Annotated in this window: 3 protein-coding genes; all 3 read left to right on the top strand. The window is 72.3% G+C overall.

Annotated features, from left to right (window positions below):
• The first annotated feature begins 48 nt into the window (after positions 1–48).
• Genes LWC33_RS13105 through LWC33_RS13095 form a run of 3 tightly spaced genes read left to right on the top strand, consistent with a single transcriptional unit; the run spans position 49 to position 17,334 of the window.
• Complete coding sequence (locus tag LWC33_RS13105; RefSeq protein WP_233304633.1) at positions 49–978, top strand: hypothetical protein; 930 nt, start codon at positions 49–51, stop codon at positions 976–978.
• Positions 975–9,914: a Tc toxin subunit A-related protein gene (locus LWC33_RS13100; protein WP_233304632.1), complete on the top strand. Its 8,940-nt coding sequence runs from the start codon at positions 975–977 to the stop codon at positions 9,912–9,914. Before LWC33_RS13105 ends, LWC33_RS13100 begins: the two co-directional genes overlap by 4 nt.
• Before the next feature lie 19 nt (positions 9,915–9,933).
• Complete coding sequence (locus tag LWC33_RS13095; RefSeq protein WP_233304631.1) at positions 9,934–17,334, top strand: SpvB/TcaC N-terminal domain-containing protein; 7,401 nt, start codon at positions 9,934–9,936, stop codon at positions 17,332–17,334.
• Positions 17,335–17,381 lie beyond the last annotated feature (47 nt).

Genomic DNA, 17,381 nt, shown 5'->3' with positions numbered 1-17,381 from the left:
CCGGGTTGTCTGGTGAGGCTCTGCAGAGCCCGTATCCGGGAGGTTGTCATGGCCGTCGTCGTCGTCCGCCTGCTGCCGCAAAAACCCGTCGAGGGCGACGATTTCATGCCCTACCTGGAGGGCCTGGAGATCTCCATCGCCGACCGGTCCTTCGAGGATCCCAGCGGCATGGACGCCGGGCACCAGCTCGGGTCGGCGGCCTACCTGACCGAGGGCGACCCCGACGCGACAATCGTGCAGCACCTGCGCCCGCCGTTGCTGGCGGACCGCGCGCCGGTCGCCACGGCTGCGATCGAGATCCCCGACCCGCTGCCCTTCCCCGAGTACCAGACGGTGGATCTCGCCTTCGTGATCACCCGCACGGTGGGCGCCAACCCGCCGCAGACGGTGCAGGTGAAGGAGTTCCACTTCAATGTCGACACCTCGACGAACGCCCTGCCGAACCCCGGCGACAACACGCCGATCGCCTACGCCGGGCTCGAACCCGTCGCCGCGTACCTCTATCTGCCGAAACCGCTCGTCGGCCTGGCCCCCGGCAGTGCCTACGTCGCCACCCCGACGGACGGCTCGGCACCGCCCTACGCCGCCGTCCGGACCGCGATGGAGACCGTCCTGGCGCAGGATCCGGGCGCGGGCGCGCCGTCCCTGGCGGATCTGACGCCGGCCCAGTGCCGCCACCTGGCGTGGGAGATCGTCTCCAACCACGCCCTGGACCCGCTGCCGGTCCCGACCCGTGACCTGGAGACGCTCTACCGCGGCGGGGACGAGACGGCGCGTCAGCAGTTCGAGGCCGACCTCGTCACGTACTACGCTACGCAGGCCACCAACGCGGACGTGATCGCGACGTTCGCGTACTCGGTGAGCGCGGCCATCGCCTGCCAGCAGCACACCCAGGCGGCCACCCGGGTCGGGCTCACCATTCCCGTCCTGCCGGGGTTGCCTTCGCCGGCGACGCTGCCCGTGGTGGTGTCCCAATGATCCCGTCCTTCGAGGTACCGCCGCAGTACTTCTACGCCCTCGCGGCCGGCCTGCCGACGACAGTCACGCCGGAGGTGCGGTACCGGCTGGCCACGCTCTCGGACGAGAAGACCATCCTCGACGTGCTGCGAAAGGCCATCGAGGACGCGACGATCGTCGAGGACGCCGCCGTCACCGTCGAGATGGCCGCCCGCCGCCTGCGCGCGCTGGGCAGCGTCCAGGGCATCACCCCGGTCGGCGCGTCCGGCGTCGGGCTGGCCCTGACCCAGGGTTACGCCGCCTACGAGACGACGCCGCCCGACACCGACCCGACCGACGACATCGCGCCCTTCTGGAACGGCGTAATCGCGAACGCGCCGCAGGCCGCCGCCCACCTCGAGTTCGTCCTGGCGGCCATCTTCCAGCTCGCCGACCCGCGGCCCCTGATCGCCGCGGCGGCGACGATGCCGGCTCCGTTCCCCGCGCTGACCAGCGTGCAGAACCTTGACGCCGACCCCTGGGCCGGCAACCCACCCGAACTGGAACAGGGCGACTGGCTCGCGCTCTTCACCGCGCACCCCGAGGTCCTCCCGCCGATCATCGGCGGCACGGGCTCGCTGGAGGAGCAGGTCGGCCGCTTCGTCGCCCGGCTGCGGGCCTACTTCGAGGTGACGAGCACGGCGGGCGGTCCGCATCACGAGGGCCCGCTCGCCCCAGCCACATTCGCCCTGCCTGCCTTCGACCCGATCAGGACGTTTGTCGACGCGTACCGCGCGCTGCCGGGTCACGCCAGCTGGGGCTGGGGCGACGGCCTGGACGCGACCGACCGCGATGCGGCCGTGGCCTCCGTGCCGATGGACGACAAGGGCCGGGCATGGCTGGCCCAGGCGGTGGCCGCCGTCGAGGCGGTCTTCGACCTGACCTCGGGCCTGGGTGTCACCCCCGAACTGCAGTTCAGCCTCGCGGAAGCCCTCTACGCCCGGGGATTCACGACGGTCGAGCAGGTGCGCCGGCTGACCCGCCAGGAGTTCGCGGACGTCCTGATCGGCAGCCCCGCGCACGCCTTCGCCTCCGACATCTGGACGTTCGCGGAAGGAACCGGCACACCCGAGGAGGGCCCGGGCACCTTCCATCCCGTCAACCCAGGCGATCTCACCGACTGCCGGCCGCCGTGCGAGCTCTCCGCCACCGGGGACCTGGCGTACCTGCGCGCGCTGCTGGACATCCCGGTTGGCGGCGGCCGGCTGGAGGACGGCGTCCAGGGTCGCCGCGGCCCGCTCGGCGACCTCGCGGCGACCTCGGCGAACGCCACCGTGCCGGTGCCCGTCATCGACCTGGTCAACGAGTGCCTCGAGGCCGTCGCCGAGACCGGAGTCCCGGCAGGGGTGGTGCACGACACCGATCCGGACGTCGGCGGCGCGATCGACGCCGAGACCTGGCTGCGCGCCGTCCCCGAGTACTCGTCCCCCGCGACGCCGGTCAGCGCTCCCGGCGCCTACGCGGCCCTGGCCACCGACTTCTCCGCGCCGCAGCTGCCCTACTCCCAGCCCCTGGACCTGAACCGGCGGCACCTGGAGGCGCTCGGCATTGACCGCTACACCGCGATGCGCGGGTTCCGCCGCGACATCAGCGAGTTCGTCCGCGACCGGGAGGCCGAGCCTGCCGACTTCCCCCGCCACGTTCGGCGCTACCCGGTGCGCCTGCCCCTGGCCCTGGAATACCTCTGCATCAGCACGGTCGAGTACGACGCGATCTACACCGGCCCGGTGAATGAGCCGTTCGTCGTCCAGCTGTACGGCTACCCGCCCGAGACCGAGGACTGGAGCCGCGACGTCCGGCAGCTTTCGGTCCTGCTGTCGCGCCTGGGCCTGGACTACTGCGACCTGTACGAGCTCAGCAACTCGGGTCTGGTGCCGATGCACGTCCGCTCGGTCGGCTCGGTCGAGGACGCCGCCGACCTGCCCGAGTGCGAACCCTGCTGCCTGGCCGACTACGTGGTCTTCTTCGACGAGCAGGACGCCACAATCGCTTTCGGCCGGCTCGCGATCCTCGTCCGGCTGTGGCGCACGCTGCGCTGCCAACCGGGCGGCGGGTACTCCTTCGCCGACCTGGCCGACGTCGCCGACGTGCTGGGCATGTTCTCGGGCAATGGCGTCGACCCCGACTTCATCCCCCAACTGGCCGCGCTGGGGATGCTGCGGTGGGACCTCGGCTTCGCGGCCCTGCCGATCGGCGACCTGCTCGACCTGTGGCGGAACCCGGCGGCGCCGCTCGACGCCGAGGACGTCGAGACTTTCATCGACCGGACCGCCGCCGCGGCGCAGGCTCGGCACGACTGCCGAAGGCGCGGGCCCGACTTCGAGAAGCTGCTCGCCACGAACCTCGACGTCCTCTCCGAGCTGGGCGGTTTCGACCCGCTGGACGCCGCGGCCACCTGGCGCGCCCGGCCCAGCCACACGCTGCGGTTCGTCGAGGAGCTGACCAAGATCTACGCCTCGACGTTCGGGATCGGCGAGTTGCTGTTCGCCTGCACGGCGCAGCCGCACCTGGCCGGCGACGACCCGTCCGTGGTCGCGCCCGCCGACGAAGCCGAGCTCGACCCGCTGCAGGATCCCGACGACGACCAGCAGCATTCGCTCTGGCAGCTGCGCGGACGGCTGCTGCAGGTGGAGCCGGACCCCGACGGCTACACCTGGACGCGTATCCGGGAGGTGCTCGGCAGTCAGCTGGGATGGACTCCCGCCGCCGGCACCGACCCCCTGCACGACCTCGGCGCGCACCTCTTCCCCGACGTCCTGGAGCGGGCCGGCGAGCCGGTCGCGGCCGCCGAACGCCGCTATGCAGTCGGCCTTCCTGGCAGCCCGGCCTCGATGTGGAACACCCCCGACAGCCCGTTCCGATACGCCTCCGGGCCCGACCAGCTCACCCTGGCCGTGCCCTTCGACGACGACGCCGTGCTGACCAAGCTGAGCCGGATCAGGCCGCTGCAGGCCGCGGAGCAGGAGGCCGTCCGCTCCCTTTACCACCTTCCCCTGGTCGAGCTCGCGGCCTTCGGCTACCTGTTCGACGACCTCGACGAGGCCCGCGCTCGGCTACACGCGGAGGCCGACCAGGACGCTCGGTGGGCCTGGTTCCGGGCCCGGTTCGCGCTGTTCCACGCGCGGTGCGCGGTGATCGTGGAGCACCTGGCCGAGCACGTCCTGTCGACGGCGGACCCCGACGCCCGGGAGGTCTCGCTCGATCCGACGCCGACCCGCGCCGAGGCGATCGCCGTCGCGTGGCGGCTGCTTCCGGTGCTGCTGGCCGACGAGAACGCCGCCGACTCGCTGCCGTGGACGCGGGACGACGGACACCGGCCCGACGTCCGATGGGACCCGACCCCGGTCGGCGGCGCGTTCGCGGCGATTACGGGACTCGCCGGGACCGGCCTGCTGGCCGAGTACCGCACACTGGACGACGACACGGTGATCTGGCGGGCGATCCAGCCGACCACGGACCTGATCCGGCCCTCCACGAACGCCTGGAACGCGCCGGCGCCCACGCTGATCCCCGCGCTGTCCGCCGACCTGCCCGACGCCCAGCAGCGGTACGCGCGATCCCGCAACGGCATCCTGATCTCGGCCCGTGACGCCGAGGTGCTCGGTGGTGTCGAGGGCTACCGGGTGACCTGGTCAGGCGCGCTGCTGGTGGAACGCGCTGGTGCGTACGACTTCTGGGGCGGCGAACCCGACGCGCAGCCGGGCCGGCACGCCGGCGAGGGACGGCACTGGCGGGTGCTGCTGCGCCGCGGCCAGAAAAGCTGGGTGCTGCTGGCGCACAACTGGCAGGAGGACCAGGACTGCTTCGAGACGGCCGGGCTGCGGCTTCGGCGCGGCACCTACGACGTGGAGATCGAGCTCATCCGCGACCGCCCCGGCGACGACGAGCTGGACGACCAGCGCCCGCTGCGGACCGGCCTGCGGATCGAGTACCGCGGCCCAGACACCGACGGCGAGCGGACCGTCATCCCGACCGAGCGCCTGTACCTGGTGGCCAAGCGCGACCGGCTCAGCACCGGCACGAACGACTCGGTGGTCAACGGGGTCGTCTTCGAGCTGCTGTCCGACACCTACGTGAGCAGCCTCCGGGACGCCCGGCGCACGTACCAGCGGGCGTTCAAGGCGGTGCTCGTCGCGCAGCGGTTCGGCCTGTCCGCCGAGCTGTTCGCGGACTACGCGCAGTCCGAACTGGGCTACCTGCTGGACCACCGGGACGAGATGGCCGGCCTGGCCTTCTACGACGCCGCCGGCTGGCAGCCGCACCGCGTCGACTTCGATCCGAACCTGCTGCCGCTGTTCGACAGCTACCATCCGCCAGCCCCCGCGGAAGACGACCGGGTGGCACCCTCGACGGTCCGCCGGGCCGCGCTGTTCGACCTCTGGGAGAGGCTTTTCGACCACACCTGGTTGCGTGCCGCGGCTGGCACGGCACCCGAGAAGCCCGTCTGGCTGCTGTATGACGAGGCGGCCGAGAACCAGCCCGACAATCCTGCCCAACTGCTGCGGCATCTCGGGGTGGACCTCAGCGACGCCGAGCTGGTGCTGAACTACGACCCCGGGTACGCCGTCACGGCGAGCGATCTCACCGACGAGCGGTGGGCGACCAGGGCCTGGCACGCGGACCGGATCGTGCGGGAGATGGTCGCAGTATTCGCCTTCGAGGACATCCGCGACGCCCGGCCCGACCTCTGGGCGGCGGACGATCCCGGCGCTCCCGGCGAGGGCAACGAGAACCTGGCGGCCGTCGTCCGGAGCGGGTTCGTGGGTTCGGCCCCGCGGCGCTTCGTGGATCTGCAGCACCTGGACGACTGCCTGCGCGTGCACGCCCGCGACGCGCTGGTGGCCTACCTGTGCCGCATGGACCGCGTCGCGCTGCCCTGGCCGGGCGCGGGTTTCGCGACGGCCGCGGCCGACCTCAGCGCCCTGCTGCTGATGGACGTCGAGAGCGGGCCCGAGCCGGTGGCCACGCGGGTGAGCAACGCCGTCGCCGCGATCAACACGCTCGTCTCCCGCGCGCGGCTGGGCCTGGAGCCGCCCTGGCGCCCGGACAGCAACTTCCTCTGCGAGTGGGACACGCGCTACGCGGACTGCGCCGCCTGGGCGGCCTGGCGGCGGCGGGAGCTCTACCCGGAGGACCGCATCGCCGAGGTCAGCCGCGACCGCGACCGCGCCTCCGAGGCCTTCCGCTTCCTGGAGGACGAGCTGCGCCGCGCGACCCTGACCGTCCCCATCCCCGGCGGCCTGGAGTACTGGGACGCCGAGGGCCTGCCCACCCATCCGGGCCTGGTCCTGCTGCAGCAGCGGGAGGCCTCGAGACTCCGACGACTCAGCCCGGTCCGGGAGGGGCTGGACGTCCTCGGCACGCCGGACGCCGGGGCCGAACGCTCCTGGCTCGCGCCCGAACCCGCGTTTGTCGTCCGCGACCCGCAGGACGGCGGCAACGACGGGCACGATAACGAGGATGGGAACGGCGATGGCGGCGGGATCAACGCACCCGCGGCCCCCGTACCGCCGGTGGTCCGTGCGGCCGCGGGCCAGGTGCCCGGCACGGCGACCGGGGTCTCGCCGCTGTGGATCGAGGCGGCGGTCCGCCTCGGCGCGCGCTTCCTGAGGGTCGCGGCGGCGGGCCCGCCGGCGGCGTCCCAGCCCTTCGCCCCGCGCCCGGACGTCGGCGATGTCACCTGCGAGAGCGGGGATCTCGCGGCCTACGTGGGCGAGTACTACTTCTGGCTGGTGGACACCCGCTGGTATGACGACATCGAGCAGGTCGCCGACTGGCCCGGCTGGCACGAGGAGGACCTCGCCGCCCCGATGCTGGTGTGGACCCCCGACCCGATGGTGCACCTGATGTGGAGCCGGCTGCACGACGGCGAGCTCGAGCAGCCACGGCGCTCGGTGGAAGGCCTCCGGATCGGCGAGGGTGTCGACGTCACCGACGTGGACCTGGTGCTGGTCGGGCGATCCGGGGACTCCGTCCTGCTGTGCGTGACCGGCGGTGCCGCGGACCCCGGCGCCGTCCCCCCGCCCGACCCGGGATTCCGGTACGACCTCGTGCCCGACCAGGCCTACCCGATCCCCGAGTTCGTCCCGCCGTTGCCCGCCGACGAAAATGGCGGGGACGACCAGGACGACGAGGAAGAGCCGCCCGAACTGCCCGCCTACCCCTTCTTCGTCTACAGCGACCCGGGCGCACCTCTCTTCCCCCTCGACCCCTTCAGCGAGGCCGTCACGGTCGCCGAGGCGCTGCGTACCCGCTGCTCGTACGAGGCGGCGCTGCGCTGGTACGGCGTGTCCTTCGATTCGGTCACGAGCGACAACCGCTGGTGCAGGCCGAGAGACAGGGTGGACGACGTCGCCGTCCCGGCCCGCCGGCCGGCGCGGGGCCGCCGGACCCGGGCCCGCGCGGAGATGGAGCACCCGGCGCTGGCCACGGGCCGGCGAAGCTTGTGCTGCACCGGCGTCGAGGTCGGCGAGCTGACCGCGCAACGGCGGCACGTCACCATTTCGTCCATCGAGACTCTGCTCGCCTGGGGCGATGGCGAGCGGATGTGCGGCACCGCCGCCGGCGACGCACGCGCCCGGCTGCTCTACGCGGCGGCCGAGCGACTGCTCGGCCCGGCACCCGTGACGGTGCACGAGCCGGGGGGCGGTGACCCACAGGTCCGGGTCCGCGACTACGTCGCCGCGGCGGCGGAACTGAACCCGCGGCTCGTCGTCCTGTGGGAGGAGGTCGCGGAGCGGCAGGAACTGCTGCGCCGAGACCCCGGCCACCCCGACGGCTGCTGCTGCGGCGGGTGCGACGCCGACTGCTGCGGCACTAGCCCATACCGCTTCGGCGTCGTGCACGCCCGGGCGGCGCAACTGGCCGCCCAGGCCGCCAGCTTCGGCGGCCAGTTCCAGGCGGCCCTGGAGCGCGGCGACGGCGAGCACCTCGCGACGGTCCGGGCTCGGCAGGAGCACCAGGTGGCCGGCCTGGCCCGGACGGTCCGCCAGGAGCAGTGGCGCGACGCCGACTGGCAGGTGCAGGCCCTGCAGATCACCAAGCAGATCGCGGAGGCCAACTACTCCTATTACGACCTGCTGATCACCAACGGCCTCGGCGCGGGCGAGCTGGACTACCAGGAGCTGACCACCTCAAGCACGGCATCCACCACGGCCGCCACCATCCAGGAGGCGATTGGGACGGTGCTGGGCGTCATCCCCGACGTTTTCGTCGGGACGACGGCCTTCACGCACCTGCCCATCGGCACCAAGCTGGCCGAGGTCTTCCAGGGCGTGGCCCGCATCCAGCAACAGGTCTCTGCCGTCCTCAGCGGCAACGCCGGACTCCGCTCGACCCAGGGAGGCTGGGACCGCCGGCTCGCGGAGTGGCAGCACCAGCGGGCGATCTTCCTGCTCGAGATCCAGGCGGCGGAACGCCAGATCCTGGCGGCCGAACGCCGCCGGGCCGCAGCCCTGCGCGAGCTGAACACGGCCCAGCGGCAGGTCGAGAACACCGCGGAGCTGCTGGACCTGCAGCGCGACAAGACCACCTCTAGCGCCCACTTCCTGTGGCTGCAGAAGGAGACAGCCGCCCTCTACCGGCAGCTGTACGACCTGGCGCTGCGCGCCGCGACCCAGGCGGAGCGGGCGTTCAACGCCGAGCGGGGTTTCACGCAGCGCCGGTTCCTCCCGGACACCCCGTGGGAGGACGCGCACAAGGGCCTGCTGGCCGGCGAGCGGCTGGCACTGTCCCTGCACACCATGGACCAGGCCTTCTCCACGGAGAACGAGCGCGAGTTCGAGCTGACCAAGCACGTCTCGCTGCGCAAGTTCTTCCCGGCGGCGTTCCTGTCGCTGAAGGTCACCGGCACCTGCGTGCTAGAGCTGCCCGAGTGGCTCTTCGACCTTGACTACCCGGGGCACTACCTGCGCCGGATCAAGAGCGTTTCGCTGTCGCTGCCGTGCGTGGTCACTCCCTACGCCGGGGTGCACTGCCGGCTGACGCTGCTGAGCAGCACGACCCGGGTCAACACCCTCCTGCTCGGCCCGCAGGGCGGCTGCTGCGCGGACGGGGGCGACTGCTGCGCCGAGGGGGGTTGCTGCACGGGGTGCGGCACCGGCTGCCCCGCCGACTGCAGCTCCTGCGGGAAGGCCTGCGACCAGGACTGCGGCTGCACCCCGGGCTATGCCCTGCAACCCTGCGACCCGCGCGCGGTAAGGGTGCTGGCCGCCCGGAACGCCATCGCGACCTCGACCGGCATCAACGACAGCGGCCTGTTCGAGCTGAACTTCCGCGACGAGCGGTACCTGCCGTTCGAGCTAGCAGGGGCGGTGAGCCGGTGGCGGATCGAGATGCCGCCCGAGAACAACGACTTCGATCTGGACTCGCTCAGCGACGTAATCATGCACGTGAACTACACGGCCCGGGACGGCGGCCCGCTGCTGCGCGCGGCGGCGACCGGCGAGGCGCGGCGGCAGCTCCCGGACGCTGGCACCCGCTTGATCGACGTCCGGCGCGAGATGCCGCAGGAGTGGGCTCGTTTCGTGGAGCAGGAGGGATCGCGGCGGTTGGAGCTGCGGCTGTCCCGGGACTGCTTCGCGTACGCCTACGGGGACCGGTCGGCGGTGGTGAAGCGGCTGGAGGTCTTCGTCGAGGCCGCCGGCGCGCAGCCTTCGGCGCACCGCGAGGTCGAGTTCCAGATCGAGCGCTGGTCCGATCGGTGGGGGTCCGACGTCGACCTCACCTTCACGATGGTCTGCGGCGCGCCCTGGTGCGGCTTCTTCCAGGGCGCGGTGGACGTCGAGGTCGGGCCGGTGCGCTCGGGCGAGCCCCGACTGCTGGGCGTCTTCGACTTCGAGGAGCCCGTCAGCGACGTCGAGCGGGTGTTCCTCGTCGTCCACTACGACCTAGAGCGCAGCGATGGTCGCGGCCACTGATCCCACCGCAGCACCGGCCGTGGAACTACCGACCGGTGGTGGCGCCGTCCGCGGGATCGACGAGAAGTTCAGCGTCAACTCGGGCACCGGGACGGGGTCGCTCAGCGTTCCCGTCGCCACCTCGACCGGGCGGTCGGGCTTCGGCCCCCGGCTGAACCTCACGTACGACTCGGGATTCGGCAACGGTGTGGCGGGGCTCGGCTGGCGGCTGGACCTGGTGGCCGTCTCCCGGAGGACGGAGAAGGGCCTGCCTGGCTACGACGACGCGCGGGAGTCGGACGTCTTCGTAATGTCGGGCCTGGAGGACCTCGTGCCCGTCGACGTGCCGGAGGTCCGCCGAGACGGTTACACCGTCCGCCGCTACCGCCCCCGGGTCGAGTCGTCCTTCTCCCGGATCGAGCGGTGGAGCAGCCGGACCGACCCCGCCGACGTCTTCTGGCGGACGATCTCGGCGGACAACGTGCTAACCCGCTACGGCGGCACCGACGAGTCCCGGGTCCGCGACCCCGACGACCCGGCCCGGATCTTCAGCTGGCTGATCTGCGAGCAGCAGGACGACAAAGGCAACGCGATCAGCTACGGCTACCGGCAGGACGACGCGGCCGGCGTCGACGTCACCCGGCCCGACGAGCTCGCTCGGGGGGCCGCGGACAGCCCGGCCAGAGCCGTCAACCGCTATCTGAAGAGGATCCGCTACGGCAACCGCCGGACGGCGCTGGACCCAGCCGGTCGGCGCCGGCAGACGCTGACCGACGCAGGCCTCGCCGACGATGACTGGCTCTTCGAGGTGGTCTTCGACTACGGCGACCATGACCCGGAAACGCCCACCTCCGCGGTGCAGCGGCCGTGGCCCGCCCGGGCGGACGCCTTCTCCAGCCGCAGAGCCGGTTTCGAGGTCCGCACGCTGCGGCTGCTGCGCCGGGTGCTGATGTTCCACCACTTCCCCGACGAGGACGGCGTCGGCCGCGACTGCCTGGTCCGCTCCACCGATCTCTCGCATACCGGCGATGCCCGCTTGAGCCTGCTGACCGCGGTCGGCCAGACCGGGTACCGGCGGGACGGCGAGGGGTACCTGTCCCGCAGCATCCCGCCGCTGCAGTTCGACTACTCCGAGCCCGAGCTGCACCCCGAGGTCAGGACGGTCGCATCCTCGGTGCTCGGCAACCTGCCCGAGGGCATCGGCACCGGATACGAGTTCGTGGACCTGCACGGCGACGGGGTGGCCGGCGTGCTCGCCGCCACCGAGGCGAGCTGGCTTTACCAGCGCAACGAGAGCCCGGCGCTCGACAGCGTCCGGTTCGGGCCGGTCCGGCAGCTCCCCGTGCACCCGAACCAGTCACCCGGCGGACAGGTCCAGCTGCTCGACCTGGCCGGCGACGGGACCGTCGACCTCGTGGCCCTGGCCGGCCCCGTCACTGGATTCTGGGAACACGACGACGCCGAAGGCTGGCATCCCTTCGCCCCCTTCGCCCACGCCCTGAACCGCGACTTCGACGACCCCGACCTGCGTTTGGTGGACCTGGACGGCGACGGGCACGCCGACGTCCTGATCGCAGGGGACGACGCACTCGTCTGGCACCGGTCGCTGGACGAGGCCGGCTTCGAGGCGGAACAGCGGCGCCCCGTGCCGGGGGACGACGATGCCGGGCCACGGCTGGTCTTCTCGGACCTGACCGAGTCCATCCACCTGGCCGACATGACCGGGGACGGGCTGACTGACCTGGTCCGGGTCCGCAACGGGAACGTCTGCTACTGGCCGAATCTCGGCTACGGACGGTTCGGCGCCAAGGTCACCATGCACGACTCGCCCCGGCTCGCGGCCGCGGACGCGTTCTCGCCGGAGCGGGTCCGGATCGGGGACGTGGACGGCACCGGCCCGGCCGACCTGGTCTACCTGGACGACGACGGCGCCCTGCTCTTCCTCAACCTCAGCGGCAACGGCTGGTCCCCGGCGCACCGGCTGCAGTTGCGCGAGTACTCCGGCCAGCTCGTCGACGTGTCGCTGGTCGACCTGCTCGGAACCGGCACGGCCTGCCTGGTCTGGTCCTCGCCGCTCCCCTCGGACGTGGGCCGCCAGCTGCGCTACGTGGACCTGCTCGGCTCCGTCAAGCCGTTCCTGCTCACCGGCATCACCAACAACCTGGGCACGCAGACGCTCCTGACGTACGCGCCGTCCACCCGGTTCAGCGTGCGTGACCGGCTCGCCGGCCGGCCGTGGCGGGCGCGCCTACCCTTTCCGGTGCACGTCGTTGAGCGGGTGGAGACCCTGGACCTGATCGGCCGCAACCGGTTCTGCACCCGGTACGCCTACCACGACGGGTACTTCGACGGCATCGAGCGCGAGTTCCGCGGCTTCGCATTCGTGGAGGAGTGGAACCACGAGAACTACGAGGCCGTGCCGGCGGCCGACTGGACCAACCTCGGCGACGAGACCGACGTCCCGCCCGTCTACAACCGCACCTGGTTCCACGTCGGTGCCCCGCTGCCCCGCCAGGGGATGTCGGCCGACGCGCCCACGCTGCCCGAGCCGGACCTGCCGGCCGGGCTCGCACCCGAGGACCGGCGCGAAGCCCTGCGCGCCCTGCGCGGCCTCACCCTGCGCCGGGAGGTGTACGCGCTCGACGGCACGGACCGCCAGGAACACCCGTACGTGGTGACCGAGGAGCGCCACCGGGTCGCCGTCCTGCAGCCGCGTGGGCGGAACCGGCACGCCGTCGTCCACTCCCACGTGTACGAGGCCGTAAACACGCATCTCGAGCGTGACCCGCTCGACCCGCGGGTCGAGCACAAGATCACGCTGGAGGTCGACGGGTACGGCCTCGTCCGGCGGGACGTGCTGGTCGCCTGCGGGCGACGACGTCCTGACGGCGCGCTCCCCACCGACTCGGACCGTGTCGTCCAGGGCAGGCCGCTGGTCGTGTACTCCGAGCACGCCGTCACCCAGCCGGTGGACGACGTGCAGGCGCACCCCGACGACTACGCGGTGCCCCGACCCGCCGAGAACCTCACCTACGAGCTCACCGGGTTGACCGCGGGAACCGGGGAGCACCTCGGCGCCGGCGACTTCGAGCGGGCCGCCGTGGCCGCGATCCCCGAGATCGCCTACCACCGCGAACCCGACCACGCGTCGCCCCAGCGCCGGGTGATCGAGTGGACGAGAGTGCTGTACCGGCCGGACGACCTCGGAGCTGCCGCCGGGGACCCGCTGGCGCTGCTCGCGCTCGGCCGCGCCGGCGTCCGGGCGGTGCAGGGCGTGAGTCTCGCGCTGGCGTTGACGGACGGCCTAATCGACGACGTGCTCGTCCGGGACGGCCGGCCGCTGGTGCCGGACCACGCGCTCCTGACGGAGGCCGGCTACATCGACGGCGCCACCGCCCACCGGCGTGGCTGGTTCCCGGAGCACCTAGCCGGCACCTGGTGGCTGCCCACCGGCAGGACGTTCCTCGACCCGGCCGAGCAGGCCGACCCGGCCGGCGAGTTCCGGTACGCGGCAGAACACTTCTTCCTGCCGCTGCGGCATCGGGACGCGGTCTACCAGCCGGGCTTCGACACGGAGAGCTCGGTCGCGTTCGACCGGTTCGACCTGCTCCCCGCTCGGAGCACCGACGCCGTCGGCAACGTGGTGCGGGCCAGCCGCCGCGACTACCGCGTGCTTAAGGCGGCGCAGGTGACGGACCCCAACGGCAACCGCAGCGAGGTGGCCTTCGACGCGCTCGGTCTCGTGGTCGCCACGGCAGTGCGCGGCCGCCGGGGCGAGCACGTCGGCGACAGCCTGCGCGACCTCGTCACCGATCCCGACGACGACACCGTGCTCGCCTACCTGGACGACCCCGAGGGCCGCGCCGGGCCCCTGCTGGGCGGCGCGGGAACCCGGATCGTGCACGACCTCTGGGCCTACGCGCGCGCGCCCGAGCAGCGGCGACCCGCCGTCGTCGCGACCATCGCGCGGGAACGGCACACGTCCGATCTGCAGCCGGGCGAGGACGTGCGCCTCCAGCAGACATTCTCGTACAGCGACGGTTTCGGCCGCGTCGTGCAGGCCAAGGGCCAGGCGGAGGGCGGGGCCGACGGGACCGAGCGCTGGGTGGGCTCGGGCTGGGCGATCCTGAACAACCAGGGCAAGCCGGTGCGCCGGTACGAGCCCTTCGCCAGCCGGACGCACCGCTTCGAGTTCGAGCCGCTCGTGGGAGTCAGCGCGCTGGTGGCCTACGACCCGTTGGGCCGCCCGATTGCCACCGTCCACCCCGACGGCAGCTACGACAAGGTCGTCCTCAGCTCGTGGCATCTCGCGACCTGGGACGTCAACGACACCGTGCTGCTGGACCCGCGCAGCGATTCCGACCTCGCCGGGTACGCGGCCAGGTCCCTCCCGGACGGCACCTGGTACCAGCGCAGGATCGCCGGTCAGCTCGGGCCGGTCGCCAGGCGATCGGCGGAAAAGGCTGCCACGCATGCGAACACGCCGACGGTGACGCACTCCGACCCCGCGGGACGACCGTTCCTGACGCTCGCCGACAACGGCCTGGACCGCGACGGCAAGCGGGAGCTGCTGGCCACCCGCCGGGAGATCGACGTCGAGGGCACCGACCGGGTCGTGCGCGACGCCGACGACAGCGCCGACCCGCGTGGCCGGGTCGCCATGCGGCAGGACGTCGACGTCACTGGACGGCAGATCCACCGGTGGAGCCCCGACTCCGGCCATCGCTGGCTGCTGGACGACGCGACCGGGCAGACGATCCGCAACTGGGACGGGCGCGGCCACACCGTCCGGACGAGCTACGACACGGCCCGCCGCAAGGTCGCCCAGCACGTCACCGGCGCCGACCCCGAGGACCACGACCGCGAACTGCTGACCGGCCTGATCGACTACGGGGAGGGCGAGGACGAGGCGACGGCCAGGAACCTGCGGGGCCGGGTGGTCCGCCGGATGGACCAGGCAGGGCTGGTCGAGATCGCCGGCTACGACTTCAAGGGAAACCTGCTGGCGACCACGCGGCGGCTGGCCGCGCAGTTCGACCGGCCGGTGGACTGGTCGGCGGCCCCGGATCTGGAGGAATGCGGGTACCGCGGCGAGTCGAGGTACGACGCGCTGAACCGGGTAATCATCTCCAAGCGACCCGCACCGCGGGGGATGCCGGTCGCCGCGGTGCGCTACGCCTACGACCGGTCCGGCCGGCTGTCCGCGGTCGAGCTGCGCCGGGAGCCCGCGGCCGCCTGGGAGGCGGTCGTCACCGGCATCGACTACAACCCGAAGGGCCAGCGGCTGGCCATCGGCTACGCCAACGGCGCCCGGACCCGGCACGACTACGACCCCGAGACGTTCCGGCTGACCCGGCAGCGGACCCGCCGACCCTCCGGCGGCAGACGCCGGGTGCAGGACCTGCGCTACAGCTACGACCCCGTCGGCAACGTCAGCCAGGTCGAGGACAGCTCCCGCCAGGCGGTCTTCTTCGACAACGCGAGGGTCGTTGCGGGCAGCGACTACGAGTACGACCCGACCTACCGCCTGGTCCAGGCCAGCGGCCGTGAGCATCTCGGGCAGGCGGGTGGGCCGACGTCGCCGTGGAGGGGAAGCCGGCCCTCGCAGCTGCGTCAGGCCGGCGACGGGCAGGCGATGACCCGGTACCACGAGGCCTACCGCTACGACCGGGTCGGCAACCTGCTCGAGCTGCGGCACCGGCGATCCTCGGCCGGCGACCCGGGCTGGACCCGCAGGTTCCGGTACGCCGCCGCGGGCAACCGGCTGGCCGAGAGCGTCGACAGCGGTGGAGATCCCGTCCGCTACGACTACGACGAGCACGGCAACGCCACCGCGATGCCGCACCTGACGGAGCTCGTCTGGGACCACCGCGACCAGCTCAGCCTTACCCGGCGGCAACGGGTCAGGGGCGGCGCGGCCGGCGACCGCACGTACTACGTCTACGACGGCGACGGCAGGCGAGTCCGGAAGGTGACGGTAGGCCCCGACGGGAGACCCAGACGGGAGACCGTCTACCTGGACGGCGTCGAGGTCGACCGGGAGCACCGCGGGCGGCGTGCCGGGCAGGTGCGGCACACCCTCGACATCGCCGACGGGCAGCGCCGGCTCGCCCTGGTCGAGACCCGCACGTCGCCGGGCCGGAAGGCGGCGCGAACCACCCGCTACCAGCTCGGGGACCTGCTCGGCTCCTGCGTGCTGGAGCTGGACGACAAGGCGAGGGTCGTATCCTACGAGGAGTTCTCCGCCTACGGGACGACCAGCTACCTGGCCGTGCGCGCGCACCTGGAGTCACCGAAACGCTTCCGGTACAACGGGAAGGAGCGGGACGCCGAGAGCGGCCTGGTCTACTACGGGGCCAGGTACTACTCGCCCTGGCTGGGCCGGTGGACGGCCTGCGACCCGATGCCCCTGGTGGACGGGACCAACCCGTACGCCTACGCCCGGGACAATCCGGTCCGGTACACCGACGCGACCGGGGCGTTCGTGAACGAGGCGGCTGCTGCGGCGACCGGCGCGCTGGGCTTTATCGGCGCCGACATCGCGATTCCCGAGCCGACGGACATAGTTCCGCAAAAATGGGTGGCCTACGCCGTGGTAGCGGCCGTCGCTGGCCTGACGCTCGGGGGTATCGCGGCTTACAAGTACTTCTCCGACGACGACGTGCCCGCCCCACCCATCGAGCTCCCGCCCGAGGTGAAGCCACCCGAGGCCCCGCCCGACACGGAGGCGCCGCCCGAGATCCCGCCAGCGGTGGCACCGCCGGTGGCCCCGCCGCTGCCACCCGTGGCACCGCCCGTACCGGTGCCGGAGGCGCCGCCGATCGGGCCCGTCGTGCCGCCGATCGGCCCGATCGCGCCCCCCGTGGGCCCGATCGCGCCACCGGTCGGGCCGCTCGCGCCACCGGTCACCGACGCGCCGCCGATCACCGATGCCCCGCCGGTCGACAAGCCCGTCCCGGACGAGAAGACCAAGCCGAAGGAGGGCACCGACGACCCGCCACCGCTGCCGAAACCCGACGACGACGAGCCTCCCCGCCGCCCCACGATCCGGGTCTACCGGGTCGAGGTCGAGGGCAGCAGAGGCCGCAGGATCGTGATCGGTCCCGGCGGAACGGCCCAGGTGCTCGGCCCTGACAGCCGGGTGCTGTGGCTCAACTTCGGGCAGCCTCAGCGTGCGGAGGAGGTCGCCCGGGACAAGATTCGGATGGGCGCAAAGGACGTGCGGATCCGCTCCTTTGAGGTGCCGCTCGAGTTCTACGTCGGACTGCTGGCCATTGCCGTAAACGAGCGCGACGTCAACAAGCCGAAGTCGAACAAACTCCGGCCTATCATCTCGGCCGACCCGCCTCGAGGCACGCAACTCGGTCTGCGCGCTGCCCACATCGCCGCGCTGCGGCTGGTTATTATCCAGGGCACCGGCCGTGAGGAGCGCCGCCCATGACCGATATCGCTCACACCGTCCAACTGCTCCGAGTGAAGCAGGTCGGC

Origin of the sequence: Pseudonocardia terrae, assembly GCF_021343995.1 — a bacterium.
GTDB classification, from domain to species: Bacteria; Actinomycetota; Actinomycetes; order Mycobacteriales; family Pseudonocardiaceae; genus Pseudonocardia; species Pseudonocardia terrae.
Note: the sequence above shows the minus strand (reverse complement) of the source record. Positions and strands in the feature narration are given on the sequence as shown.

What these genes read in the sequence shown, in the direction of transcription:
- LWC33_RS13105 (WP_233304633.1), top strand. Translation starts at nt 49, where the DNA reads ATGGCCGTCGTCGTCGTCCGCCTGCTGCCGCAAAAACCCGTCGAGGGC.
- LWC33_RS13100 (WP_233304632.1), top strand. Translation starts at nt 975, where the DNA reads ATGATCCCGTCCTTCGAGGTACCGCCGCAGTACTTCTACGCCCTCGCG.